The organism is Rhodococcus sp. MH15 (genome assembly GCF_019266045.1).
GTDB classification, from domain to species: Bacteria; Actinomycetota; Actinomycetes; order Mycobacteriales; family Mycobacteriaceae; genus Rhodococcus_F; species Rhodococcus_F qingshengii.
In genome coordinates this window covers 218,176-244,543 of record NZ_LPNP01000061.1, presented here as the reverse complement: position 1 = coordinate 244,543, position 26,368 = coordinate 218,176, and the positions used below count along the sequence as shown (strand labels likewise).

Below are 26,368 nucleotides of genomic sequence, written 5' to 3'. Positions count from 1 at the left end.
GCGCCTTTTTGGTAGTGGGAACTACCAAAAAGGCGCACAGGGGCGAAGCCCCTCAATCTCTCCGCCGCACCGATTCCTCGACCAGATCGAGAACCGCTGACAGGTTGTCGACGCCGTGGCCGGAGGCGATTCTCGCGACCAGGCCGTCCATCACCAGATCCAGATACCCGATCAGAATTTCGGTGGGGACGTCGTCACGGAGTCTGCCTGCCGATTTCTGTCTGGCGAGGCGCGCACTGGTCGCTTCCGTCAGTTCTACGGAGCGCTGTGACCACTTCTCGCGGAAATCGGCGTCGTTGCGCAGTCGACGCGCTATCTCCAGTCGCGTTCCCAGCCAATCGAATTGGTCGGGCTGCGCGAGCATGTCCCGCATGACCTGGACGAGGCCCTCTTCGGCGACGACATCTGCCATCCGGCTCGCATCCTCGCTTGCGAGAGCGAGGAACAGGCCGTCCTTGTCCTTGAAGTGATGGAAGATCGCTCCGCGGGACAAACCGGTGACTTCTTCGAGACGGCGAACTGTGGCGCCGTCGTAGCCGTATTCCGCAAAGCAGCGGCGGGCGCCGTCAAGGATCTGACTGCGCCGTGCCGCGAGATGGTCTTCACTGACCTTGGGCACGGGCATCCCTCCTTTGTCGGGTTGCCTGTGAGCACTTTCGGCCGTAGGCGCTGAATGTCGACTCAGTGCACAAAGCGCTCACGACCACCGATGAAACCTGGTTCGCCTTCCGGCGAAAGTGGTCGTGAGCGCTTTGTGACCCGTCAGGGGCCGAAAGTGCTCACAGGCACGTAGTGCCTACTAGCCCCGGATCATGTTGCGAAGCACGTACTGCAGGATGCCACCGTTGCGGTAGTAATCCGCTTCGCCGGGGGTATCGATGCGTACGACTGCGTCGAACACGACCTTCTCGCCGTTCTCGCGCGTCGCCGTGACCTTCATGGTCTTCGGGGTGACGCCCTCGTTGAGCTTCTCGACACCTTCGATGTCGAAGGTCTCGGTGCCGTCGAGCTTGAGCGAACCTGCGGACTCGCCGACCGGGAACTGCAGCGGGACAACGCCCATGCCGATCAGGTTGGAGCGGTGGATGCGCTCGAACGACTCGGTGATGACGGCCTTGACGCCGAGCAGGCTCGTGCCCTTGGCTGCCCAGTCACGCGAGGATCCGGAGCCGTACTCCTTGCCGCCCAGGACGACCAGCGGGATGCCGGCTGCCTGGTAGTTCTGCGACGCGTCGTAGATGAATGCCTGCGGTGCGCCTTCCTGCGTGAAGTCGCGGGTGTAACCACCCGAGACGTCGTCGAGGAGCTGGTTGCGCAGACGGATGTTCGCGAACGTTCCGCGAATCATGACCTCGTGGTTACCGCGACGCGAGCCGAGCGAGTTGTAATCCGCACGCTCGACGCCATGGGAGTCGAGGTACTGCGCAGCGGGGGTGCCGACCTTGATCGGACCTGCCGGGCTGATGTGGTCGGTGGTGACCGAGTCGCCGAGCAGTGCGAGGACGCGAGCGCCCTTGATGTCCTTGACCGGAGCCGGATCCATCGTCATGCCGTCGAAGTAAGGTGGCTTCCGCACGTAGGTGGAGTTCTCGTCCCACTCGAAGGTGTCACCCTTCGGGGTTTCGAGGTTCTGCCAGCGGCTGTCGCCCGCAAAGATGGTGGCGTACGACTTGCGGAACATGTCCTGGTCGATCGAGGACTTGATGGTCTCTTCGATTTCCTGCGTGGACGGCCAGATGTCCTTGAGGTAGACGGGGTTTCCGTCGGTGTCGTTACCGAGCGAATCGGTCTCGAAGTCGAAGTCCATGGTTCCGGCGAGGCCGTAGGCAATCACGAGCGGCGGGGAAGCCAGGTAGTTCATCTTGACGTCGGGGGAGATACGTCCCTCGAAGTTACGGTTACCCGAGAGCACCGCGGTGACCGAGAGGTCGTTGTCGTTGATGGCCTTCGAGACTGCCTCGGGCAGCGGTCCGGTGTTACCGATGCACGTGGTGCAGCCGTAACCGCCGAGGTAGTAACCGAGCTTCTCGAGGTACGGCCACAGGCCGGCCTTCTCGTAGTAATCGGTGACGACCTGCGAACCGGGAGCCATGTTGGTCTTGACCCACGGCTTGGTGGCGAGGCCCTTCTCGACGGCGTTGCGTGCGAGCAGTGCAGCACCGAGCATGACCGACGGGTTGGACGTGTTGGTGCAGGAGGTGATACCTGCAACGACGACGGCGCCGTGGTCGAGAACGAACTCACCGGCGTCGGACTTGACGACGACCGGCTTGCTCGGACGGCCTTCTGCACCGTTGGCAGCAGAGAGAACGTCGACCGCTCCGTCGTCGGCAAACGACAGAACCGCGGGATCGGAAGCCGGGAAGGACTCTTCGACGGCCTCGTCGAGCTGGGTGTGCTCGGTCGGGTGGTTCTCTTCCACGTAGTTGTGGATGTCCTTGCGGAACGCAGTCTTGGACTCCGACAACAGGATTCGGTCCTGCGGGCGCTTCGGGCCGGCGATCGAGGGAACAACGGTTCCCAGATCCAGCTCGATGTACTCCGAGAAGACGGGTTCCTTGTCGGGGTTGTGCCACAGGCCCTGTTCCTTGGCGTACGCCTCGACGAGAGCGAGCTGCTCGTCGCTGCGGCCGGTGAGGCGCAGGTATTCGATGGTCTCGGCATCGATCGGGAAGATCGCTGCGGTGGAACCGAATTCGGGGCTCATGTTGCCCAGCGTCGCGCGGTTCGCGAGCGGAACCTCGGCAACACCGTTGCCGTAGAACTCGACGAACTTGCCGACGACGCCGTGCTTACGGAGCATCTCGGTGGCGGTGAGCACGACGTCGGTTGCGGTGACGCCGGGCTTGATCTCACCGGAGAGCTTGAATCCGACGACGCGGGGGATCAGCATGGAGACGGGCTGGCCGAGCATTGCTGCCTCGGCCTCGATGCCGCCGACGCCCCAGCCGAGCACGCCGAGGCCGTTGACCATCGTGGTGTGCGAGTCGGTGCCGACACAGGTGTCGGGGTATGCCTGTCCGTTACGCGACATGACGGTGGGTGCCAGGTACTCGATGTTGACCTGGTGAACGATGCCCATTCCCGGGGGGACGACCTTGAAGTCGTCGAATGCGCCCTGGCCCCAACGGAGGAACTGGTAACGCTCGCCGTTGCGCTCGTATTCGAGGTCGACGTTGCGCTCGAGTGCGTCGGCCTGGCCGAAGACGTCGAGGATGACCGAGTGGTCGATGACCATGTCGGCGGGGGAGAGCGGGTTGACCTTGTTCGGGTCGCCACCGAGGGTGGTGACGGCCTCACGCATGGTGGCGAGGTCGACGATGCAAGGAACGCCGGTGAAGTCCTGCATGATCACGCGGGCAGGCGTGAACTGGATTTCGATGCTCGGCTCGGCTGAGGGATCCCAGCTTGCGATTGCGCGGATGTGATCCGCGGTGATGTTGGCGCCGTCTTCGGTGCGGAGAAGGTTCTCGGCGAGAACCTTCAAGGAATAGGGCAATTTCTCGGTGCCGGGGACGGCCGAGAGGCGGAAGATCTCGTAAGAGTTCTCACCGACCTCGAGGGTTCCCTTGGCTCCGAATGAATCGATACTGGTGCTCACGTCTGCTCCACTCGTCTATGAGGGTCGCTACCGACGGGGCTGTGTCGGCAGCTGAAGCGAGGTACTTCGGCCGGGAAGATCCTCCGTAGCTCACGCCAATCGCACAGTTCGCGTGAGAACTGTCCGAACATCGGAGCTGCAGTAGAACCTGTCCTGACCGGTGGTACCTCTTGGTCCAAGTCTAACAGTACGCTTGTCCTGTGAGAATTCAGGGCAAGTTGACCGAAACAATCTTCATGCAGACTGCGGGCCTGCGCAACGCAGGCTTGGCTGGGTGACCGCACCCACAGCTACCGCTCGGGCGGCACGCGCGGCGGTTGTGTGTGACGCCTGGTGGCAGTCGACCTGAAGTAGGGTGCATGCAGGCCCGTCGCGGGTCGGCCGCCGAAAAACGACCTCGGAAGAACTCCCCGCATCTCAGCGGTGGACGGAATCCGAACAGCACCCGGATGAGAGATGTCTGCTCCTACAAATCACGCTTTTGCGCCTGTGCACGTGAAGTCCCCGTTGCACGTCGCTGTTCCGTCGGACGTCGATCTCGACGACGTGCTCGCGGACATTTCGACGGACGGCGTCTCCGCCCCCGCGGATGATGTTGCGGGGCTGACCGCGGTGGTGACCGACGCTCGTGAACGTGGTGTCGACTTGAGCGTCGTAGTAGTCGACGCAAATCCGGGCCGGCCGTCCGATCTTCGAGACCTGGCCACGACGGTCGGCAAAACAGAAGGCGGAACGGTTCTCGTTCTGAGCCCTGACTGGATGGGTAGCTACAGCGATTCGATCAGTCGAGTGCAGCTCGAAACTGCACAGGACCGATCTTTCGGCGAAAGCGCAAGCGTGACCGCGGACCGCTTCTCGCACGAGATCGTGGCGCCAGGTCCGCCGTGGACGCTTTACACGGTCCTTGTCATCGCAGTGGTGGCGGTTATTGCCGGAATTACCTTTGCCGTCAAGTGGCGGCGAGAGCCAGAAAACGCGCAAACCAGACATATCGCCTCGACTTCGGAAACACCAGCACCATCCGACCACCGGGCCGATTCCGTCTGACCTTGGTCCTTTTGCGAGATTTTCAGTAACTCGTCGAAAACAGGTACTCACTGCTGTTTGCGGTGAGTACCTGCCCTTTTTGGTGCCTGCATGCCATTCGACCAGCTCAAATACCGTTTGTGTTATTTGTGGCTAAAGTTTCCAAAGAACGCTTGAGTGTCGTACGGTACAACTGGCACTTTTTGGGGAAGAAGTGTCGCAGACAGGCTGATGTTGTTCGACGCGTACTTGTCGGTTGCCTCGTTCTCGAGGTGTCGACGGTGGCGTTCGTACGGCACGTCCAGGTCGACGAGCAGCTCTCGGGCTGTGGGCGACCGGTGCTTGGTCTGCGCATTCCCTCCCCGCACGGATCGGCGACCCAGCGGGCCGTGGCGTTACACGCGAGGGAGAGTTATTTGTGAGGCAAGTAACACGTGGCGGCGAGTCCCGTCGTGGTCCTTCCCGTAAATCGATGCGCCTGGCGCAACTGGTCATCGGATTTGGCGTCGTCGGATCCCTGATCGTCGGGACGCCGGCCATGTCCTCGGCCGTACCGCCACCGCCGCCGAATCCGAGTGACTCGGATATCGCCGCGGCAGATTCGCAGGTCTCGTCGAGCGTCGGCACCGTCAGCGCGCTCATCAATCAAGTCGCATCGGCAAACGAACAGTTGTCGGCACTCGACAACGAAGTTGCGATCAAGCGTGAAGACGTCAACAAGACGCTCGTGGATCTGCAGAACGCTCGCGGCGCCGCAGACTCCGCAGCGCAGGCCGTCGGAGTCACGAAACAAGCTCTGAAGGACGCGTCGGCGCAGATCGAGGTCGCTCAGACGGACTTCGACAAGTACGCACGCTCGAGCTACGTCAAGGGCACCAACACTGCGTCGATCTCGTCGTTCCTCGACGCCAAGGGTCCTGGCGACGTTCTCGACCGCGCGCAGGTCCTCAAGCTTCTCGCCAATACGCAGAGTGCAGTGCTCGACGGTCTCCAGCGAGCACGTACCGAGCAGGCGAACAAGGATTCCGCGACCCGCCAGGCCAAGCAGCAGGCCGATGCCGCCGCCGAGGTCGCCGCGCAGCTGAAGGATCTGGCGGAGCAAGCGATTCAGATCGCGCGCAACGCTCTCGATCAGCAGGTAGCCAAGAAGGCCGCGATCGAAGCCGAGCGCAACTCTGCCCAGGCTCAGCTCGACGCCGCCCGCAACGCCGTCGCCGGCTTGCAGGGTCAACGCCAGGCATACGCGACCTGGGACGAACAGCGCCGTGCCGAGGAAGCGCATCAGAAGGCTCTCGAAGCCGCTGCCAAGGAAGCGGCCGCTCAGGCCGCCGCCCGTGCCGCAGCCGACCAGGCAGCCAAGGATCGAGCTGCCGCACTGGCAGCGGCCCAGCGTCCGCACACCGCGGTCGAAGACCCGACTCCGACCGTCATCCCGGACGACGACGACACCTGGACTGACGAAGAAACAGGGACCGACGAGGAAACAGGCACGGACGAAGAGACCGGCACCGACGAGGAAACAGGCACGGACGAAGAGACCGGCACCGACGAGGAAACGGTCACGACGCCCAAGCCCACCACCCCGAAGCCGACGACGCCGAAACCCACCACTCCGAAGCCTTCCGTTACCGGAAGCGCTGCAATCGAATCCGTCATCGACCGCGGAATGTCTCAGCTAGGCGTGCAGTATGCCTGGGGCGGCGGCGACGAGAACGGTCCGACGCGAGGCATCCGTGACGGCGGCGTCGCTGACAGTTACGGCGACTTCAACAAGGTCGGGTTCGACTGCTCCGGCTTGATGATTTATGCCTTTGCCGGCATCGGGATCTCGCTGCCGCACTACACCGGCTATCAGTACACCGCAGGCACTCAGGTTCCGTCTTCGGAGATGAAGCGCGGCGACATGATCTTCTACGGCCCCAACGCCAGCCAACACGTGGCGCTCTACCTCGGTAACGGTCAGATGCTCGAGGCACCACAATCCGGTTCGAGTGTCATGGTCTCACCGGTTCGGTGGGGTGGAATGACGCCGTACGCCGTCCGACTGGTGTCCTGACCGTCAGAGGAAATGCCGCTGACACCCGCATTGTCAGGGAAGTATCAAGTTCCCGACGTGGTGTTACGGCATCGAGCGCAACTACCTGGAATAGTTGACGGGGAACACGTTACTGTCGGTACTTTTCTAGGTGAAAGCGATGGATTCTTGGTGACCTCACGTGAAGATTCGGTCGGAACGGTCGACGTAAGCAAGGCGAGTGGAAGTGCGGACGGAGCAGCACCTTCCCTGGCAGCCGACGTTCAGACCTTGGAACGAGCGATTTACGAGGTCAAGCGAGTCATCGTCGGGCAGGACCGGCTTGTCGAGCGCATTCTCGTCGGACTTCTCGCCAAGGGGCACGTCCTCCTCGAAGGCGTACCCGGTGTCGCCAAGACGCTGGCCGTCGAGACTTTCGCGAAGGTCGTCGGCGGTTCGTTCTCCCGCGTCCAGTTCACCCCGGACCTGGTGCCCACCGACCTGATCGGCACGCGCATCTACCGTCAGGGCCGCGAGGAGTTCGACACCGAACTCGGACCCGTCGTCGCCAACTTCGTGTTGGCCGACGAGATCAACCGTGCCCCGGCCAAGGTGCAGTCCGCGCTCCTCGAGGTGATGGCAGAACGCCACGTCTCGATCGGTGGCAAGCGGTACCACATGCCCGATCCGTTCCTGGTGATGGCGACGCAGAACCCCATCGAGAACGAGGGCGTCTACCCGCTCCCCGAAGCGCAGCGCGACCGCTTCCTGTTCAAGATCCTCGTCGATTACCCGACAGTGGAGGAAGAACGCGAAATCGTCTATCGGATGGGCGTCGCGGCCCCGGAGCCGCACCAGATCCTCGGTCCGGAGGAGTTGGTCAGGCTCCAACGCGTCGCCAGCAACGTCTTCGTTCACCACGCGCTCGTCGATTACGTTGTCCGGGTCATCGCCGCCACGCGTACGCCGCGTGAGGTCGGACTCGAGGACGTCGCCGGCTGGATCGCGTACGGCGCCTCACCCCGCGCGACGCTCGGCATCATCGCCGCGTCGCGAGCTCTCGCTCTCGTCCGCGGGCGCGACTACGTAGTGCCGCAGGACGTCATCGAGGTGATCCCGGACGTGTTGCGTCACCGTCTCGTTCTTTCCTACGACGCCATGGCCGACGAGGTGACTCCCGACGCCGTCATCGCCCGGGTGCTGCAGACCGTCGGACTGCCGCAGATCGCCGCGCGGCCGGTCCCCACCGTTCCCGGTCCGCCCCAGCAGGCCGCACCACAAGCACCGCAGTTCAACGCACCGGGCACAGCTAACCCACAGGGCACAGCTAATCCGCAGGGCAACGGCGCGCCGATCGCGACCGCTGAGACGATGAGTCGCCCGCAGTGACCGAAGGCCGCGACGGTGGCCAGGCGACACCCGCCGGATCCACCGGTTCTCCGCCGTCGTTCCGATCCGGCGAGCTCAGCGACCCCAAACTCACCGCTGCGCTGCGCACCCTCGAGCTGACGGTTCGCCGCCGCCTCGACGGTGTGCTGCACGGCGATCATCTCGGCCTGATTCCCGGTCCGGGTTCGGAGCCGGGAGATGCCCGCGAGTACCAGCCGGGCGACGACGTGCGGCAGATGGACTGGTCCGTCACCGCACGGACGACGCACCCACACGTGCGTCAGTCGGTCGCAGATCGTGAGCTCGAGACGTGGCTCGTCATCGACTTGTCCGCAAGTCTCGACTTCGGGACCGCCGGATGCGAGAAGCGCGACCTGGTCGTCGCCGCAGCCGCGGCGATCACTCACCTGACCAGTTCGGGCGGTAACCGCGTCGGCGCCATCATCTCGACCGGCGCACAGACAACTCGAATTCCGGCCCGCGGTGGGCGAATTCACGCACAGGCGATGCTCCGCAAGATCGCGACGACTCCGCACGCGCCGGACGGGGTACGCGGTGATCTGGTCGGCGCGATCGAAGCGCTCAGACGCCCACAGCGTCGGCGCGGACTGGCGGTGGTCATCAGTGACTTCCTCGGACCGATCGACTGGGAACGCTCGCTGCGCGCCATTTCAGGACGGCACGACGTGCTCGGTGTCGAAGTGGTCGATCCGCGAGACCTCGAACTGCCCGACGTGGGCGACGTGGTGCTCCACGATCCCGAGTCCGGCCGGACCAGAGAATTCACCACGACGCCGCAACTGCGCGCCGACTTCGCCAGAGTCGCCGCCGAGCACCGCGTCGAGGTCAGGCAAGCTCTACGTCGTTGCGGCGCACCGCTCATGTCCCTGCACACCGATCGGGACTGGATCGCCGACGTCGTGAGATTCATCTCGGCACGCCGACACAGTTATGGTGCCGGCGCCGGAACTGGGGGCGTTCGTTCGTGAGTCTTTCTCAATTCACCGCACCGTGGTGGCTGCTGTTCCTCGCTGTCATCGCCGCGTTGGTGGTCGGTTACGTACTCGTGCAGAAGCAGCGAGCCAAGCACACACTTCGGTTCACGAACTTCGCACTGTTGGAGAAGGTCGCGCCTTCGCGGCCCGGGCGGTGGCGTCACATTCCGGCGATTCTGATGGTCATCGCATTGGTGTTCTTCACCGTCGCCCTTGCCGGTCCGACGGCAGACAAGAAGGTCCCGCGAAACCGTGCCACGGTGATCCTCGTGATCGACGTGTCGCTGTCGATGCAGGCCACCGACGTCGAGCCGACGCGATTGGCAGCAGCGCAGGAAGCTGCGAAGTCGTTCGCCGACGGTCTGACTCCCGGCATCAACCTCGGGTTGGTCGCATTTGCCGGAACGGCTTCGGTTCTGGTGTCGCCCACCACGAATCGTGACGCGACGAAGGTCGCCATCGACAACCTCAAGCTCAGTGAGCGAACGGCGACGGGCGAAGCGATCTTCACCTCGTTGCAGTCGATCGACACGCTGTCGGCTGTTCTCGGCGGCAGCGACCAGGCGCCACCGGCGCGCATCGTGTTGCTGTCCGACGGTAAGCAGACCGTTCCCGAGAACTCGGACGATCCGCGGGGCGGATTCACCGCTGCCCGTCAGGCCAAGGACAAGGGCGTTCCGATCTCGACCATTTCCTTCGGAACGACATACGGGCGAGTCGAGATCGAAGGAGACCGAATCCCCGTCCCGGTCGACGACGCGTCATTGAAGGAGATCGCCAACCTTTCCGGCGGAAGTTTCTTCACGGCATCGAGCCTCGAAGAACTGCGCCAGGTGTACGACACGCTCGAAGAGCAGATCGGTTTCGAGACGACACGAGGAGACGCGAGTCGACCGTGGTTGGTCCTCGGCGTCGTGTTCGCGACCGCTGGTCTGACGATTGCCCTGGTACGCAGGCAGCGTCTGCCCTGATCGAGAGCAGTTCCGAATTGTCCAAATACCGCTGGTACGCGGCCCGCAGAGAATTGATAGGTTGATCGCCATGTCTACCCCTCCCACGACAGTGGTTTCCGAACGGACCGTCACCACACCTCGCTCGGTGCTCGTCACCGGCGGTAACCGCGGAATCGGCTTGGCCGTCGCTCAGCGGCTCGCCGCAGACGGCCACAAGGTAGCCGTCACGCACCGCGGTTCCGGTGTCCCCGAAGGGTTGTTCGGCGTCGTGTGCGACGTCACCGACACCGAGTCGATCGACCGTGCGTTCAAAGAGGTCGAAGCGCACCAGGGGCCGGTCGAGGTCATCGTCGCCAATGCCGGCGTCACCGACGACACACTGATCATGCGAATGAGCGAAGAGCAGTTCACGAGCGTCGTCGACGCGAACCTCACCGGTACGTTCCGCCTCTCGAAGCGTGCGACCCGTTCGATGCTGCGCGCGCGTTTCGGACGGTTCATCTTCCTCGGCTCTGTGGTGGGTCTGGCAGGACAAGCCGGCCAGGTCAACTACGCCGCGTCCAAAGCAGGCATCGTCGGTATCGCTCGTTCCCTGACAAGGGAACTCGGCTCACGTTCGATCACCGCCAACGTCGTCGCACCAGGGTTCATCGAGACCGACATGACGGCAGCACTGGGCGACGACGTCAAGGACAAGGCCACCGAGTTCATCCCGTTGCAGCGGACCGGAAAGCCGGAAGATGTTGCAGCAGTTGTCAGTTTCCTCGCCTCCGACGATTCGGCCTACGTCTCGGGTGCGGTCATCCCCGTCGACGGTGGACTCGGCATGGGGCACTGACCCGCTTTTCGTACACACACCTTTCTCGTACGTCTGAAATCAGGAGGACATCTCATGGGCGGCTTGCTCGAGGGTAAGACCATTCTTGTCACCGGCATCATCACCGATTCGTCGATCGCGTTCCACGTGGCCAAGGTCGCGCAGGAGCAGGGCGCGAAGGTACTGATCACCGGATTCGATCGTCTGCGCCTCATCGATCGCATCGCCCAGCGACTGCCGCAGCCCGTGCCGCCGGCAATCTCGCTCAACGTCCAGAGCTCGGAGGATCTCGCCTCTCTCGCCGAGCGTGTGCGCGAGCTGGCTCCCGAGGGTATCGACGGCGTCGTCCACTCGATCGGCTTCGCTCCCCGCTCCTGCCTGGGAAGCCCGTTCATGGACGCGCCGTGGGAAGACGTGGCGGTCGCACTCGAGGTGTCCGCATACTCGTACAGCGCACTGGCCAAGGCCTTGCTGCCGGTGCTCAACGACAACGCGTCCATCGTCGGTATGGACTTCGATCCGGCGCGCGCGATGCCGTTCTACAACTGGATGGGTGTCTCCAAGGCGACCCTCGAGGCCGTCAATCGGTACGTGGCCAAAGAGGTCGGCGTCCGCGGCATCCGCTCGAACCTGGTGTCCTCCGGCCCGATCAAGACCTTGGCCGCCAAAGCCATTGCCGGTGACAGCACCGGTCCGGGCGCGGAGTTGGACAAGCTGAACACCGCATGGGACGGTGCTGCGCCCATCGGCTGGGACGTCGACGATCGCGAGCCGGTCGCCAAAACGGTCTGCACCGTTCTCTCGGATTGGTTGCCCGGCACGACCGCGTCGATCATCTACGTCGACGGCGGCTTCCACGCGATGGTCGGCTAGTAGCACCCCTTCTACTACGCAGGTGAGTACCCGGGTGACTCCCGCCGAACGGCATCGCGCAAGATTGAACTCATGACCGTAAGTATGGACATGCAGTTCGATGCTCTTCTCGTTTTGTCGTTCGGCGGTCCCGAAAAACCCGAAGACGTACGGCCGTTCCTCGAAAACGTCACGCGCGGTAGGGGAGTGCCACCGGAGCGGCTCGACGCCGTTGTCGAGCACTACATGCATTTCGGTGGAGTTTCGCCCATCAACGCGCTCAACCGAGACCTGATCGAACGGGTCGAAGGTGAGCTGGCAGCAGCCGGCGTGGATTTGCCCGTGTACTTCGGCAACCGCAACTGGCACCCGATGGTCGAAGACACCGTTGCCAAGATGCGCGAGGACGGTGTCCGCAACGCCGCCGTGTTCGCCACGTCGGCGTGGGGTGGTTACTCCGGATGTCGGCAGTACCACGAGGACATCGCCCGTGCCCGTGAGGCGGTCGGTGACGGCGCACCGACGCTGACAAAACTTCGCCAGTACTACGACCATCCGCTGGTCGTCGGCGCGTTCGCCGACGGTGTGCGCGCGGCCCGCGCAGAGTTGCCCGAAGCGACTCGCGATACTGCGCGCCTGGTGTTCACCGCGCATTCGGTACCGAGTGCCGCAGACCGCAATGCAGGGCCTCCGGCAGAGGGCGGAAACCTCTACAGTCGACAGGTCGCCGAGGCCGCGAAGTTGGTTGCCGAGGCCGTCGGCGCCGAGGATTTCGATCTGGTGTGGCAGTCGCGATCAGGCCCGCCGCAGGTTCCGTGGCTGGACCCCGACATCTGTGATCACCTGGATACGTTGTCCGCCAAGGATGTTCGCGCCGTGATCGTATGCCCCGTCGGTTTCGTCTCCGATCACCTCGAAGTGGTGTGGGACCTGGACACCGAGGCCAAGGACAAGGCAGCCGAACTCGGGATGGATTTCGTTCGGGCAGCAACGCCCGGCCGCGATCAGCGTTTCGCGCAGCTGGTGCCCACGCTCGTTCGGGAACTGGCCGAGGCCGAGCAGCCACTGCGACTGGGGGTCGAGCCGCTGCTCGGCTCGACCACCAACGGTCTCTCGTGTGCGGTCAATTGCTGCGCGGCCGTTCAGCGTCCCCGCTGACGGTCCGGTGCTCAGGTGTTCGGATGCTTGAGCTTTCCGCAGGGCCCGGGAACGGTGGACGTGCTGCGCGAGGTGAGGAGCGTCTCGACGATCTGTCGATCCTCGGGGCTCAGTGACGGGTCTATGTAGTTGAGTTCGGGCGCGCCCAGTTCGCGGACTCGCCCGGCGAGGGTCGCGACAAACGAGACGCGTTCTTCGTCGTCGTCGTTGACGTCGTGGATCTGCAGCACCGACACCGGAAACTTGCGCAGCGTCACAGGCAGGAAGCGGGCGCCGAGCACATGGTCGACGTTGAATCCCGCCCACTGCCCCTGGTTGGCCTCCACGCATTCGGCGTCGGAGTGAATTGCGCTCTCGCCGATGTACTTACGTGCGGGCAGCATCTTCTTGGGTGCAAGTTCGGATGCGCCCTGCTGAAGGACGGGAAAGTCGCCGTCCGAGTACAACCAGGGCTGGTTGGCCATCGAGATCAACCGACCGGCGTCCAGATCCGGGAGATAGCGAGACTTGAGGAGAAACGCGACGCTGTCGACCGAGATGCCCAGCAGTTCTGCGGCCTTCTGTCGGCTCATCGCGAACGTCGGGGCATTCTTCGGGGCGATCTGGATCAAATTGACCATGCGAACTCCTGTAAGTGTTCAATTGTTGCGGGTTTGGTACAGCTGACATGACAATTCGCCGATTATCAACCTCTAGCTGATTTCCGACTTGTAGATGAGTCGGTTGTCACCATCCGAGTTCACGCAACCGGGGATCTCCGATCCCGAAGTGGTGGCCGATTTCGTGGATCACTGTTCGGCGAACTTGCTCGATCACCTCGTCTTCGGTGCTGCAGATCGCACAGATGGCCCTGCGGTAGATCGTGATGCGGTCGGGAAGGACGCCGGCGTACGTGGTGGTTCTCTTGGTCAGTGGGATGCCCTGATACAGCCCGAGTAGCCCCGGTCGTCCACCTTCGAGTTGAACGGTCACTGCGACATTGGCCATCTCCGCACCCAATTTCGGTGGCAGGCTGTCGAGCGCCCGCTTGACCATGTCTTCGAACTGGCTGTCGTCCACGTCGATCATTTGCCCATTGTGCGTGCGGGGGCGGGATCCGGGTGTGTCCATGTGGAAACAGTGCAGCTTACGGCTATGTTCATTGCGTGGCCGAAGACCTCTATCACCGTTACGAATTCACATTCATCGTTCAGATGCTGACAGTCTCGCAAGAGCAGGCGATCGAAGAGAGCTTGGGCGGAAGGGTCGAGGACCGACGCGGGCTGCAGCTGCTGACGCTCACCTCGGAAGGTATGCGAGCGGCGACAACGGCTATCACAGTGGTGGACCAGTTGGTGGCTGCAGGCGTGCGTCCCCAGCGGACACATCCCGATCTGGTGTCACGTCAGGACATTGCCGACCGTGCGGGGGTGACGCGGCAAGCTGTCGGGCAGTGGGTGCGAGGGGTCCGGCAGGCGGCTACGCCTTTCCCGATTCCGTACAACTCGGTTGCCGGGGGGATCTGGTTCTGGGGCGACGTCCTGGATTGGTTGCGCCGTCAGGGGTACAGCCAGGACACCGGTTTGCGCTACCCGACGCTGGATGAACATATTCGCATCGACCGCCATATCGCGATCAATCACAAGACTGTGGGTTGATCGATCAAAAGGTTTGCTTGAAAATAGCTATTGAAACAAACCGACGGTAGGTATAAAGTCCCTAAATACCTCAATCAATCTATCGGTGCGTCGGTCCTGCTCTGGGGGGAGTCTGGTCTGCGCTGCAGATACCCGAGCATGCGAGCAGGAATTCATGGTTTCGACCCCCGAAGTACGACCGATGCCCAAATCGGCCGCGCTCACGACTTCTGTGGCTATTTCCAGCGATGGAGCAACGGCGAAGCTACGTGAAGGTGTATCGGGCAGGGGCCGTCTGCGAGCGGCGACGGCGGCGCTGTTCCGGCGCTCACGCCCACGTATGACCTTCGCGCCACCGTTGAGCGTGCTTCTTCTCGTCACCTCCGACAACGGTCTCTCGCAGCGGGCCGGTCTTGTTCTTCGCGAGGCGGGACACCAAGTCCGTACAGCCGTCGTCGCCGACGCGGACGCAGTGCTGGCCGCGACTTCTTCGGGAGATTTTGACCTCGTCATCTGCCCGTTTTTGAAAGCCTATGTCCCGGAATCTGTTTGGCAGCGGTGGACAACGATCATCATCCATCCCGGCCCGCCCGGAGATCGCGGGCCGTCGTCGCTGGACTGGGCGATAACGGATGGCGAACCGATCTGGGGTGTCACGGCATTGCAGGCCGCTGAGGAACTCGACGCCGGGCCGGTGTGGGCCTGGCGGACGTTCGAACTCCGGAACGGGGCAACCAAATCCTCGGTATACAACGAGGAAGTCACCGACGCGGCGATGGAGTGCATTACGGAGGTCGTCGAACATTTCCGTACTCCTGACTTCCAGGCGATCCCATCGGACCGAGTTGCGCGGCCCGTGGCTTCGGCCCGATCGAGGCCCAGCATGAAACAGGCCGATCGCGTTTTCAGCTGGGAGGAAGACGCGTCGAGCATCGTCCGCGCCGTCAACGCCGCCGACGGGTTTCCCGGCGTCGCCGTTCAGTTGGGGCTCGACCGGGTCTACGTCTACGACGCTCACCTCGATACCCACGTCGATGCAGCGCCCGGCACCATCGTCGAGTACTTCCACCAGGCAATACGTGTTGCCACCGGTGCGGGCTCCGTATGGATCGGACATGCGCGGCTCGTCGGCGCCGGCAATGTCAAACTTCCGTCGACCGCGGTCGTACGTCCGGACGTGTTCGTTCCACAGGTCTGGGAGAGTCGTTACCCCGAGACCGACTATCACCGCGACGGCGAAATCGGATATCTCTCGTTCCGCTTCTACAACGGTGCGATGAGTACGAAGCAATGCGCGCGACTGGCCTCCAGGCTCCGCTGGGCGACCACGCAGGACACCAAGATCCTTGTCCTGACGGGTGACTACGACAGATTCAGCAACGGTATCCACCTCAACGTCATCGAGGCCGCGTCGGATCAAGCCGGGGAAGCGTGGGCCAACATCAAGGCCATCAACGAGATCGCGAAAGCGATCGTCACCTGTACGGAACAGGTTGTGGTGGCGGCATTCACAGGCAACGCCGGTGCCGGCGGGGTCATGCTCCCGCTTGGAGCCGACGTAGTCGTGGCCAGGGACGGTGTGGTTCTCAATCCTCATTACGCCACGATGGGCCTGTTCGGCTCGGAACTGCACACGTACACACTTCCGGCTCGGGTCGGCGAGGAGCAGGCCCGCAGTCTGCTGGCCGAGTGCAGTGCGATCGGCATCCGTCGAGCCTTGGAGATCGGACTTGTCGACGCGATCGGCCCCAGGCGGCCGGATCTGTTCGAGGCGTGGTTGCGCGAGGTCGCCACCGACTTGCTCGAAGGAGATCGGCTGGAATCGATGCTGGAGCGCAAACGTCTTCGACTGGAACGTGATCCGGTGGAGCCCTACGAGGAGCGTGAGCTCGAAGAGATGAAGATCGACATGTTCGGTGACCGCAACGGGTTTGCCGAGAAACGCCGGAACTTCGTGCTCAAGCTCTGATCGACACGCTGTTCGCCGACGCGACACGGGCAGTGCGAACAACGTCCCACAGTCGTCGCAGCAGGTCGTCACGCCTCTGCGCAGTGGACACGCTCGGGGCCTGATTGGTCGATATCGACGCAGCCACGGTGAGAATGGCTGCCACGTTGTCGGCGGTGTCGATCACCTGCAAATGCCGAGGTGACAGTGTCGACGGCCAGCGGTGTCCGGCCTGTGCCTGCAGGGCTTCGGCGACCAGCGTACGAGCGTCGTTTCCAGGCATTCCGGTGGCTACGGTCGGAAGCCCGCCGAGCACCTCGGCTGCGTCCCGAACAGCTTGGCGCAGCTCGTATTCGGCTTCGCGGAGTCCGATCGATTCGGCGCTGCCCGCCACAGTGGGAATGGAGAAGACCGTCCATCGCAGGACGTCCGGGCCTTCCTTCGACGGCACGAGTCCGACTCCCGGCTTGCCGACGGCGCCGATCTGTAACCCTTCACCCGTTGCGATCGCAGCGCGCGCGAACTCGGTCCCGGTGGGCAGACCACGTACATCACCGGCCGTAGGAAGGACCAGGCGGACCTCGGCAGCCTCCGAGCGTGCGATTCTGAGCAGGGTGGGCACACCGGAAGCCGTGACTCCCGGCCATTCGAGATCGTGGCGGACCGCGGTTTCCGCATCGGCGGCGCCGATCAGGTGCATCGGTGCCCACGCGGCAAGGGCGTCGATGACGTCGTCCGGCGCAGCGTCGCCGGCGAGCCATGACGCTGCCCACACGGTGAGGGTTGCGCTGGGAGAACTCATGACCGTGAAGTTTAGTTCGGCGTGGCGACATGCGCGGCCCCGGCGTTGTGACCTAGCGTGATCCGGCGTGAGCGGTGGCAACGGATACGGTGACATTTTTGCGGGTCATACCCGCAAACAGAAGCGCGTGACGCCTGAAGTGGCGGCCGAGCGTGATCTTGTCGTCGAGGATGCGGCGACGGGATTCTGCGGTGCGGTAGTCGGTTTCGAGCGCACGTACGACGGCGATTTCGTGCGGCTCGAGGACGGTCGTTCCCGGACGCGGTTGTTCGCGATGCGCGAGGCGGCCTTCCTCATCGACGGCTCACCGGTCACCCTCGTACGCCCGGCCCCCAAGCCCGCGTCCACCAAACCCGCACGGTCGGCTTCGGGTTCGACGCGAGTCGAAGGCTTACGCGCCCGCACGGCACTGCCCAGCCGGATCTGGGTGGAGGGAGTACACGATGCTGCCCTCGTCGAGCGGGTGTGGGGTCACGATCTTCGCGTCGAAGGTGTTGTCGTCGAACATCTCGAAGGACTCGACAATCTGGGGGAGCGGCTTGCCGAATTCGGGCCTGGTCCCGGCCGCCGCGTCGGGGTCCTGGTCGACCACCTGGTCACCGGTTCCAAGGAAACCCAACTGACTCAGGGCCTCGGCCCGGACGTGTTGGTGACCGGGCACCCGTACATCGACGTGTGGGAGGCCGTTCGTCCCAAATCTGTCGGAATCGCCTCCTGGCCGAAGATTCCACGCGGCGAGGATTGGAAGACGGGAATCTGCCGCGAACTGGGCTGGGGGACACCTCAGGAGGGCTGGCGGCGGGTCTACAACTCGGTCGAGAGCTTCCGCGATCTGGAAGCTCCTTTGATCGGTGCAGTCGAACAACTTGTCGATTTCGTTACCGAGCCGAACTGACGTAGCGGCGGCCTGGGTCACACATTCTGGTTAGATGGTGTTGTGGCTGCACTTATTTGGCTGATCGGAGCACTGGTGCTCGCCGGGGCCGAAGCGCTGGTGGGGGATTTCTTCCTGCTGATGCTCGCCGGTGGGGCGCTCGCTACTGCCGGTGTCAGTGCTGTCACCGACTTCCCGGTGTGGGTCGACGCCGTCATGTTCGGAGTGTTCTCCGCCGCCCTCGTCCTGGGCGTGCGACCGATCATGTTGCGTCGCTTCGGTAGTCCGCCGCCGACCCCGACCGGAATACAGGCACTCGAAGGTAAGCACGCTCTGGTTCTGGAAGAAGTGGGCGAGCATTCCGGGCAGGTCAAGTTGGACGGCGAGGTGTGGACTGCCAGGCCGTACGACACCACCGAGGTGTACCCGCCGGGCACCAAGGTGACGGTGATGGAAATCAACGGCGCAACAGCAGTCGTCTGGAGGGGACCTTAATGGCAGCACTCATAGTGCTCGGTGTGTTGGTGCTATTCGTGATCTTGGTGGTCGCGAAGTCGGTAGCACTGGTACCGCAGGCAGAAGCCGCGGTGATCGAGCGGCTCGGTAGGTATTCGAAGACGGTGTCCGGGCAGCTCACGTTCTTGATCCCGTTCGCCGATCGTGTGCGCGCCAAGGTGGATCTTCGTGAGCGGGTGGTCTCCTTCCCACCGCAGCCGGTGATCACCCAGGACAACCTGACACTGTCCATCGACACGGTGGTGTACTTCCAGGTCACCAATCCGCAAGCTGCGGTGTACGAGATCAGCAACTACATCGCTGCCGTCGAGCAGTTGACAACCACGACGCTGCGAAACGTCGTCGGCGGAATGACCCTCGAAGAGACGCTGACCTCGCGTGATTCCATCAATGGTCAGCTTCGTGGTGTCCTCGACGAGGCGACCGGCCGCTGGGGCCTGCGAGTGGCCCGCGTCGAACTCAAGAGCATCGATCCTCCGCCCTCCATCCAGGAGTCGATGGAAAAGCAGATGAAGGCGGACCGCGAGAAGCGCGCGATGATTCTGACGGCTGAAGGCCACCGCGAATCCGCTATCAAGACAGCCGAGGGCGCCAAGCAGAGCCAGATTCTTTCCGCCGAGGGCAACAAGCAGGCCTCGATCCTCAACGCCGAGGGTGAGCGTCAGTCCCAGATCCTTCGTGCTCAAGGTGACCGCGCGGCCAAGTACTTGCAGGCCCAAGGCGAGGCCAAGGCCATCGAGAAGGTTTTTGCTGCCATCAAGTCCGGTAAGCCGACTCCGGAATTGCTTGCATACCAGTATCTTCAGACGTTGCCGCAGATGGCGCAAGGCGATGCGAACAAGGTGTGGCTCGTGCCCAGCGACTTCGGTGACGCACTGAAGGGATTTGCGAAAACGCTTGGCGCGCAGGGGCAGGACGGTGTCTTCCGGTACGAGCCGCCGGCCGCCGAAGAGAATCTTCCCAACCCTGAGGACGATTCAGCCGAGGTGGCGGAGTGGTTCGAGACCAAATCCGATCCGGCTATCGCAGAAGCAGTCCGTGCTGCTGAAGTTGCTGCACGTACTCCCGTCGAAGATCCGGCAGCTGCGGTCAGGCACCTCCGTGAAAGTGCGCCCGAGCAGCCCGGATTCGTAGATCCCGCGCTGCCGCAGCAGAGTGAAAATCCTTGGCCCGGTCAGCTACCGCTGCCGTCCGAACGCGAAGAATTCCAGCAGAAGTACCCCTACCAGGATCAGCCGCCGGAGGGCGGCCAGCGCCGGTAGGCGCCTCTCGTAGCGAACGTTGATCGGGACGGGCACTCATCACCTACGTGATGAGTGCCCGTCCCGTTCCGCATACGGCGATCGCCCAGAGGACACTGACGAAGGTTCCCATGATGAACTGCTCGGACGCGTGCGGTTCACGAAGTTCCGGGTACCGTGCGAGCCCCTTGACTGCCAAGACGATCGCGATCCCCTCCGGCCAGGTTGCGAGAATCGACGCCGCCACCGCGAGCCGTTCGAGGATGCCGATCACACGTCCGCCCCGAAGAGGTCCGGCGTCCGGTGCCGGGCTCCCGTCCGGTTGGCGACGAGCGATCTTGAAGGTGGCAAGTACCAACGGTGCACCGGCCGTGGCGGCGGCAAGTACGCACAGGACAAGCGTCGCCCCGAGAGCGAAACCGGTGACCGGGGTCGTTCGGGTCGATGCCAGTGCGGCAACACCCAGCGCCGGAAGAGCCACCACGGACGACGCCCATTCGGGGACTTCCAGTCGACCACGACTGAGCGGTCCCAGTGCCGCTGCAACTGCTGGTGCCGCGGCGGCGACGGCGAGCGCGATCAACGCCAGAACGACCATGTATTCGAGCCCCCTGCTGTGTCGACGAGTTTGTACCGGTGCGAGCGTGAGCAGTCTAGGGCTGGAGTCTGACCAAAAGTCGTTCTGCGAGTCTGCGCCCGGCGAGTTCTGCGTGCCACCCGGCTGTCAGGAGTCGCTTGGACATGGCCTGTTTGGTGATTCCGAGGTGGGCCGCTGCGCTGACCTGAGTGAGTCCGCTGTCCATCAGGGCGATGGCTTCGCGTCCGTCCTTCGTCTGTCTCGTGACGATCGTTCCGAGCAAGGTGAACGCGGCATCGACATCTGCGGCGAGTTCGTCGCGTGAGCTATCCGCCGGCGCCTGTTCGACGGCAATTCTGGCCGGAGCTCGCTTGGCTCGCTCGACGGCGATCCGAGCAGCTTCGAATGCCGGTCCGCGTCCGGCCCGGGTCTGCCGTGGGAGAGGCTGCTCGACGGGACCGATCCCGATCCCGACACTCCAGTGCTCGCGCCGAATCAGCTCGAGTGCGACGAGGACGAGTAGCGCCGGATCGTCGGTCACCGCTTGAATCTCGTCGCCCGCTGTGCGCTCGAACGGCCGCAGGAGCCTGCAATCGGCCATGTCGTCGATGATGTCCCCGACGCGGTCGACATCCCGTCGGCTACCTCGCTGATCCACCGTCAGTACAAACATTAGTCAATGCTAGATAGTTGACTTTCAATAGTCAATCGTTTTGGGTTGACTCAACCAAATCAACCTCTTGGGGTTGACCGTTGTCAACGATGGTTTCGCCCGGTGAAGGCTGACGGCGAGCGTCGAACACCAGACCGGCGACGCCGATCGCAATGCAGATCCCGGACAGAATCAGGAGACGAGGATCGGCTTCGCCGGAGAGCGCATCGCCCAGAACGACAATCCCAACAGTGCCGGGCAAGATGCCGACGACGGTGGCAAGGATGTAGGGCACGATCCGGATCGACGAAATGCCGCAGCAGTAGTTCACCACCGAGAAGGGGACAAACGCGATCAAGCGCAGAGAGCCGACGGCCAGCCACCCCCGCTTTTCGATCCGCTCGTCCACCCGCCGGATCGTCGGACTCGAAATCCGTTGCCACACGACGTCGCGGCCGATGGCGCGGACCAGGTAGAGGGCCAGAACGGCGCTCACAGTCGTTGCCGCCACGGTAAGAGCGATGCCGGTCACCGAGCCGAAAAGAACCCCCGCGCTGAGCGTGAAGACGGTGCGCGGGAACGGCGCGACGGTGACTATCGAATGAACCAGGAAGAACACGAGGGGAAACGCCGGGCCAACCGAGTCCGCCCACTCTCGCACCTGGGACACCGTGGGATGTGGGGCGAGGAGGGCTGCGAGGAACAAAGCGAGCACTACCAGGACTATTGCGATCAATCTTCGGTCCAGCAGGCGTCCCATCACAGGTCACAAGGCTACCTGCGAACGGTGAACCGGGCCGACTGCCGACCCGCAATCGTGAGTCGAACATCGCCACGGGGGCGGGAAAGCGACGTGCTCCAGGCGACAATGAAACGGCGCTGTGACGAAAACCACTAGGCTTTCGGAGTGGCCTTCACCTGCAGTCCCGGCCAGTGAAACGAACTCGCGGGTAACCCGCAAACATGCTGAACAATCGCTAGGTAAGGGCCGGTTACACGTGCACGAACGACCGAATCCGCACGTCGCCCGGCCGGTCGGAAAGTGGCCACGAACAGCCCTGTGAAGAACATGACGTGATCCTCACGATATCTGGGCTCAACCGCGGGTTAGCATCACAGAACTAACGAACAAATCCGATTATCGGTAAAGCGCTCACGCAAAAAATGAGAGGGAGCGGACACAGTGTCATTAGCTTCAGAAGCCGAGGCTGTCGAGCAGGCGTACGCGGAGTGGCAGCGCTCCGTAGCCGGTGTGCTCGCCAAGTCCCGCAGAGTCGATGCGGCAGAACTGGGCCCCGAGCCACAGAAACTGCTCGAAACCGTCACCTACGACGGTGTCACTGTCGCACCGCTCTACAGCCCACGTGACGAGCGTCCCGAGCAGAGCTTGCCGGGCACGTTTCCGTACGTGCGTGGCGTCGACGCTCACCGTGATGTCAATGCCGGTTGGTTGGTTTCCGCTGCATTCGGAACCGCCTCGGCGGCCGAGACCAATCGCGCCATCCTGGACGCCCTCGAAAACGGAGTCAGCGCACTCTGGTTGAAGGTGGGCGCCGACGGCGTTCCGGTCACCGACCTCGCCGCTGCGCTCGAGGGCGTGCTTCTCGACCTCGCACCGCTCACGCTCGATGCAGGCGCAGCGACAAACGATGCAGCCCGAGCACTCTTCTCACTCCTCGATGCACGCAGCGAAGCCGGCGACGGTGTCAGCGATCGCAGCAGTATCCGAGTTCACCTCGGTGCAGCACCGCTGACCAGTTCGTTCTCCGGCGCAGCCGACGTCGAATTTGCAGGCGCAGTCGAGTTGGCCGCCCTCGCCGCCGCTCGTGCGGAAACCGTGCACGCGATCACCGTGGACGGCACGGCCTTTCACAACGCGGGTGCCGGCGACGCCGAAGAACTCGGAGCCGCAATCGCCGCCGGCCTCGAGTACCTCCGTGCACTCACCGCCCAGAGCGGCCTGACCATCGGTGCTGCGTTGTCGCAGTTGGCTTTCCGCTACGCGGCAACCGACGATCAGTTCCAGACCATCGCGAAGTTCCGCGCCGCACGTCTCGTATGGGCACGCATCGCCCAGGTCTGCGGAGCTTCCGATTTTGGTGGAGCGCCGCAGCACGCAGTCACCTCCGCCGCGATGATGGCTCAGCGTGATCCCTGGGTGAACATGCTGCGCACGACCCTCGCTGCATTCGGCGCCGGCGTCGGCGGAGCAGATGCAGTGACTGTTCTTCCGTTCGACGTCGCCCTGGCCGACGGCACCCTCGGTGTCAGCAAGTCCTTCTCCTCGCGCATCGCGCGCAACACACAGCTGCTCCTGCTCGAGGAGTCGCACCTGGGCCGTGTCCTCGATCCGTCGGCCGGGTCTTGGTACGTCGAGGACCTGACACAGCAGATCGCCGCCACCGCGTGGGAGTTCTTCCAGGAAATCGAAGCACCCGGCGGATATCTGGCGGCACTCGAAGCGGGAATCGTCTCCGGTCGCATCGCCGCTACCAAGGCCAAGCGCGACTCCGACATCGCACACCGCAAGACCACGGTCACCGGTGTCAACGAGTTCCCGAACCTCGGCGAAACGCCGCTGTCCGCCGAAGCCGTCGAGCCCGGCCAGTCCGTCGCCCGCTACGCAGCTGCATTCGAAGCGCTTCGTGACCGTTCGGACGCGTTCCTCGCCGCCGGCGGCGCCCGTCCCACTGCGCTTCTCGCGCCGCTGGGCTCGGTTGCAGAACACAACGTGCGCACCACGTTTGCGTCCAACCTGCTCGCTTCGGGTGGTATCGACGCAGTCAACCCCGGCCCGCTCGAGGTGGGCGCCGAAGCCATCTCCGCTGCAGTCAAGGCTTCCGGTGCCACCGTCGCCGTGCTGTGCGGCACGGACAAGCGCTACGGCGAGAGCGCCGCAGCGGCCGTCGCCGAACTTCGCGCCGCCGGCATCACCAAGGTGCTGCTCGCAGGACCGGAAAAGGCAGTCGCCGACGCGACCGGCGATTCTCGCCCGGACGGATTCCTCACCGCCCGCATCGACGCAGTGTCGGCTCTGACCGAACTGCTCGACTTCATCGAGACGGGAAGCTCCAAGTGACGACACGAGAGGTCAAGCACGTGATCGGCAGTTTCGCCGAGGTCCCACTCGAGGACCCGCAGTCTCCGGCACCCACACCGCCGTCGGTCGAGCAGGCCCAGGCGCTCATCGAAGAGGGCGCCAACGCCAACAACTACGCCGCCGAGCAGGTTGTCTGGTCCACCCCCGAAGGCATCGACGTCAAGCCGGTGTACACCGGTGCGGACCGCACGGCCGCCGCCGAGTCGGGTTACCCGCTCGACAGCTTCCCGGGCGCAGCGCCGTTCCTGCGTGGTCCGTACCCGACCATGTACGTGAACCAGCCGTGGACCATTCGCCAGTACGCCGGATTCTCCACTGCCGCGGAGTCGAATGCGTTCTACCGTCGTAACCTGGCGGCCGGTCAGAAGGGCCTCTCGGTCGCCTTCGACCTCGCCACACACCGCGGCTACGACTCCGATCATCCTCGCGTTGCCGGTGACGTCGGAATGGCCGGTGTCGCAATCGATTCCATCCTCGACATGCGTCAGCTCTTCGACGGAATCGACCTCTCGCAGGTGTCGGTCTCGATGACGATGAACGGCGCCGTGCTGCCGATTCTCGCGCTGTACGTCGCTGCGGCAGGCGAGCAAGGTGTCACTCCGGACAAGCTGGCCGGAACGATCCAGAACGACATCCTCAAAGAGTTCATGGTTCGTAACACCTACATCTATCCGCCGAAGCCCTCGATGCGGATCATCTCGGACATCTTCGCGTACTCCAGCGCGGAAATGCCGAAGTACAACTCCATCTCGATCTCGGGCTACCACATCCAGGAAGCCGGAGCGACGGCCGATCTGGAACTGGCGTACACCCTCGCCGACGGCGTCGAGTACATCCGCGCCGGCCTCGATGCCGGTATGGACATCGACAAGTTCGCACCTCGCCTGTCCTTCTTCTGGGCCATCGGCATGAACTTCTTCATGGAGGTCGCCAAGCTCCGCGCCGGACGCCTCCTGTGGGCCGAGCTTGTCGCCAAGTTCGATCCCAAGAGCGCGAAGTCTCTCTCGCTGCGTACCCACTCGCAGACCTCCGGCTGGTCCCTGACCGCGCAGGACGTCTTCAACAACGTTCCGCGTACCTGCGTCGAAGCCATGGCTGCCACCCAGGGCCACACTCAGTCCTTGCACACCAACGCACTCGACGAAGCGATCGCATTGCCGACGGACTTCTCCGCCCGCATCGCCCGTAACACCCAGTTGCTGCTGCAGCAGGAATCCGGCACCGTGCGTCCCATCGACCCGTGGGGTGGCTCGTACTACGTCGAGTGGCTCACCAACGAACTCGCCAACCGGGCTCGTAAGCACATCGAAGAGGTCGAGGAAGCCGGCGGAATGGCTCAGGCCATCAACGAAGGCATCCCGAAGCTGCGCATCGAGGAAGCTGCCGCCCGCACCCAGGCACGCATCGACTCCGGTCGGCAGCCGCTCGTCGGCGTCAACAAGTACGTTCCCGACGAGGTCGACACCATCGAAGTTCTCAAGGTCGAGAACTCCAAGGTCCGCAAGGAACAGCTCGAGAAGTTGGTTCGCCTTCGCGCGGAACGTGATCCGGAAGCCGTCGAGGCCGCACTGGCGAACCTCACTCGCGCTGCCGCATCCACCGAAGGCGGCATGGAGAACAACCTCCTCGCCCTCGCTGTCGTCGCCGCCCGCGCGATGGCTACCGTCGGCGAAATTTCCGACGCCCTCGAAAAGGTGTACGGACGCCACCAGGCCGAGATCCGCACCATCAGTGGTGTGTACCGCGACGAGGCAGGAACGGTGAGCAACATCAGCAAGGCGATGGAACTGGTCGAGAAGTTCGCCGAGGACGAGGGACGTCGTCCCCGCATCCTCGTCGCGAAGATGGGCCAGGACGGTCACGACCGTGGCCAGAAGGTCATCTCCACCGCCTTCGCGGACATCGGATTCGACGTCGACGTCGGACCGCTGTTCCAGACCCCCGAAGAGGTCGCCAATCAGGCGGCCGACAACGACGTCCACGTAGTCGGTGTGTCGTCGTTGGCCGCCGGTCACCTGACCTTGGTGCCGGCGCTGCGGGAGGCTCTGGCTGCGGCCGGTCGTCCCGACATCATGATCGTCGTCGGCGGCGTCATTCCGCCCGGTGACTTCGACGAACTCTACGAGGCCGGCGCTGCTGCCATCTTCCCGCCCGGCACCGTCATCGCCGACGCTGCCAGCGGATTGTTGGAGAAGCTCTCCGCCCAACTGGGTCACGACAACAGCTGAGAAGGGGGT

General features: G+C 63.5%; 23 protein-coding genes. 15 read left to right on the top strand and 8 right to left on the bottom strand.

Going from position 1 to position 26,368, the window contains the following annotated elements; genetic code table 11:
• Positions 1-52 precede the first annotated feature (52 nt).
• Complete coding sequence (locus tag ATN37_RS09085) at positions 53-619, bottom strand: TetR/AcrR family transcriptional regulator (protein WP_003944970.1); 567 nt, start codon at positions 617-619, stop codon at positions 53-55.
• Positions 620-799: 180 nt separating this feature from the next.
• On the bottom strand, positions 800-3,601 hold the full coding sequence (gene acnA, locus ATN37_RS09080; RefSeq protein WP_007727883.1) for an aconitate hydratase AcnA: 2,802 nt from the start codon (positions 3,599-3,601) through the stop codon (positions 800-802).
• 456 nt (positions 3,602-4,057) lie between these two features.
• Here acnA and ATN37_RS09075 point away from each other — a divergent pair, with 456 nt between their 5' ends.
• The 8 genes from ATN37_RS09075 to ATN37_RS09040 all read left to right on the top strand — a co-directional run bounded on the left by ATN37_RS09075 (position 4,058) and on the right by ATN37_RS09040 (position 12,805).
• Positions 4,058-4,648 (top strand): DUF6676 family protein, encoded by a 591-nt coding sequence (locus ATN37_RS09075; RefSeq protein ID WP_021332993.1) that lies wholly within the window; start codon positions 4,058-4,060, stop codon positions 4,646-4,648.
• A gap of 451 nt (positions 4,649-5,099) precedes the next feature.
• Positions 5,100-6,683 (top strand): NlpC/P60 family protein, encoded by a 1,584-nt coding sequence (locus ATN37_RS09070; protein ID WP_218695028.1) that lies wholly within the window; start codon positions 5,100-5,102, stop codon positions 6,681-6,683.
• A 150-nt stretch (positions 6,684-6,833) separates the two neighbouring features.
• Positions 6,834-8,030 (top strand): MoxR family ATPase, encoded by a 1,197-nt coding sequence (locus ATN37_RS09065; RefSeq protein ID WP_063316407.1) that lies wholly within the window; start codon positions 6,834-6,836, stop codon positions 8,028-8,030.
• Complete coding sequence (locus ATN37_RS09060; protein ID WP_003944991.1) at positions 8,027-9,019, top strand: DUF58 domain-containing protein; 993 nt, start codon at positions 8,027-8,029, stop codon at positions 9,017-9,019. The genes ATN37_RS09065 and ATN37_RS09060 overlap by 4 nt, the downstream gene beginning before the upstream one ends.
• Entirely contained in the window at positions 9,016-9,996 is a 981-nt protein-coding gene (locus ATN37_RS09055) for a VWA domain-containing protein (protein WP_003944878.1), read from the top strand. Before ATN37_RS09060 ends, ATN37_RS09055 begins: the two co-directional genes overlap by 4 nt.
• Positions 9,997-10,066: 70 nt before the next feature.
• Positions 10,067-10,816: a 3-oxoacyl-ACP reductase FabG1 gene (gene fabG1 / locus ATN37_RS09050; RefSeq protein ID WP_007727875.1), complete on the top strand. Its 750-nt coding sequence runs from the start codon at positions 10,067-10,069 to the stop codon at positions 10,814-10,816.
• A 54-nt stretch (positions 10,817-10,870) separates the two neighbouring features.
• A complete protein-coding gene (inhA, locus tag ATN37_RS09045) occupies positions 10,871-11,668 on the top strand; it encodes an NADH-dependent enoyl-ACP reductase InhA (protein ID WP_003944803.1) in 798 nt (265 codons plus the stop codon).
• 84 nt (positions 11,669-11,752) lie between these two features.
• Positions 11,753-12,805 (top strand): ferrochelatase, encoded by a 1,053-nt coding sequence (locus tag ATN37_RS09040; RefSeq protein WP_047270404.1) that lies wholly within the window; start codon positions 11,753-11,755, stop codon positions 12,803-12,805.
• A gap of 11 nt (positions 12,806-12,816) precedes the next feature.
• On the opposite strand, the gene ATN37_RS09035 is transcribed toward ATN37_RS09040, so the two are convergent.
• Positions 12,817-13,425 carry a hypothetical protein gene (locus ATN37_RS09035; RefSeq protein ID WP_003945014.1) on the bottom strand — a complete coding sequence of 203 codons (609 nt, stop codon included), beginning with the start codon at positions 13,423-13,425 and terminating at the stop codon, positions 12,817-12,819.
• 106 nt (positions 13,426-13,531) lie between these two features.
• Positions 13,532-13,873, bottom strand: coding sequence for a metallopeptidase family protein (locus ATN37_RS09030; protein WP_003944783.1), 342 nt, complete (start codon positions 13,871-13,873; stop codon positions 13,532-13,534).
• Positions 13,874-13,950: 77 nt separating this feature from the next.
• On the opposite strand from ATN37_RS09030, the gene ATN37_RS09025 reads away from it, so the two are divergent.
• Together ATN37_RS09025 and ATN37_RS09020 are read left to right on the top strand one after the other, a co-directional pair.
• On the top strand, positions 13,951-14,442 hold the full coding sequence (locus ATN37_RS09025; RefSeq protein ID WP_003944993.1) for a hypothetical protein: 492 nt from the start codon (positions 13,951-13,953) through the stop codon (positions 14,440-14,442).
• Positions 14,443-14,596: 154 nt separating this feature from the next.
• Complete coding sequence (locus tag ATN37_RS09020) at positions 14,597-16,390, top strand: enoyl-CoA hydratase-related protein (RefSeq protein WP_218695027.1); 1,794 nt, start codon at positions 14,597-14,599, stop codon at positions 16,388-16,390.
• Here the strand turns inward: ATN37_RS09020 and ATN37_RS09015 are convergent.
• Complete coding sequence (locus ATN37_RS09015; RefSeq protein WP_058038783.1) at positions 16,380-17,171, bottom strand: hypothetical protein; 792 nt, start codon at positions 17,169-17,171, stop codon at positions 16,380-16,382. The genes ATN37_RS09020 and ATN37_RS09015 overlap by 11 nt on opposite strands.
• 67 nt (positions 17,172-17,238) lie before the next feature.
• Between ATN37_RS09015 and ATN37_RS09010 the strand changes: the two genes are divergently transcribed.
• The 3 genes from ATN37_RS09010 to ATN37_RS09000 are packed head-to-tail and all read left to right on the top strand — an operon-like array spanning position 17,239 to position 19,823.
• On the top strand, positions 17,239-18,066 hold the full coding sequence (locus ATN37_RS09010) for a DUF3097 domain-containing protein (protein WP_058038784.1): 828 nt from the start codon (positions 17,239-17,241) through the stop codon (positions 18,064-18,066).
• A 42-nt stretch (positions 18,067-18,108) separates the two neighbouring features.
• Positions 18,109-18,540, top strand: coding sequence for an NfeD family protein (locus ATN37_RS09005; protein WP_003944877.1), 432 nt, complete (start codon positions 18,109-18,111; stop codon positions 18,538-18,540).
• On the top strand, positions 18,540-19,823 hold the full coding sequence (locus tag ATN37_RS09000; RefSeq protein WP_003944935.1) for an SPFH domain-containing protein: 1,284 nt from the start codon (positions 18,540-18,542) through the stop codon (positions 19,821-19,823). The genes ATN37_RS09005 and ATN37_RS09000 overlap by 1 nt, the downstream gene beginning before the upstream one ends.
• A 43-nt stretch (positions 19,824-19,866) precedes the next feature.
• On the opposite strand, the gene ATN37_RS08995 is transcribed toward ATN37_RS09000, so the two are convergent.
• Genes ATN37_RS08995 through ATN37_RS08985 form a run of 3 tightly spaced genes read right to left on the bottom strand, consistent with a single transcriptional unit; the run spans position 19,867 to position 21,791 of the window.
• Entirely contained in the window at positions 19,867-20,400 is a 534-nt protein-coding gene (locus ATN37_RS08995; RefSeq protein ID WP_003944797.1) for a hypothetical protein, read from the bottom strand.
• A gap of 55 nt (positions 20,401-20,455) precedes the next feature.
• On the bottom strand, positions 20,456-21,052 hold the full coding sequence (locus ATN37_RS08990) for a hypothetical protein (RefSeq protein WP_042449124.1): 597 nt from the start codon (positions 21,050-21,052) through the stop codon (positions 20,456-20,458).
• Between the two features lie 31 nt (positions 21,053-21,083).
• The gene (locus ATN37_RS08985; protein WP_217018898.1) at positions 21,084-21,791 is read right to left on the bottom strand and encodes a TVP38/TMEM64 family protein; all 708 of its coding nucleotides are present in this window, start codon (positions 21,789-21,791) and stop codon (positions 21,084-21,086) included.
• Positions 21,792-22,214: 423 nt separating this feature from the next.
• On the opposite strand from ATN37_RS08985, the gene mutA reads away from it, so the two are divergent.
• Together mutA and scpA are read left to right on the top strand one after the other, a co-directional pair.
• Positions 22,215-24,110 carry a methylmalonyl-CoA mutase small subunit gene (mutA, locus tag ATN37_RS08980; protein ID WP_218695026.1) on the top strand — a complete coding sequence of 632 codons (1,896 nt, stop codon included), beginning with the start codon at positions 22,215-22,217 and terminating at the stop codon, positions 24,108-24,110.
• Entirely contained in the window at positions 24,107-26,359 is a 2,253-nt protein-coding gene (gene scpA / locus ATN37_RS08975; protein WP_003944912.1) for a methylmalonyl-CoA mutase, read from the top strand. The genes mutA and scpA overlap by 4 nt, the downstream gene beginning before the upstream one ends.
• Positions 26,360-26,368: the final 9 nt, after the last annotated feature.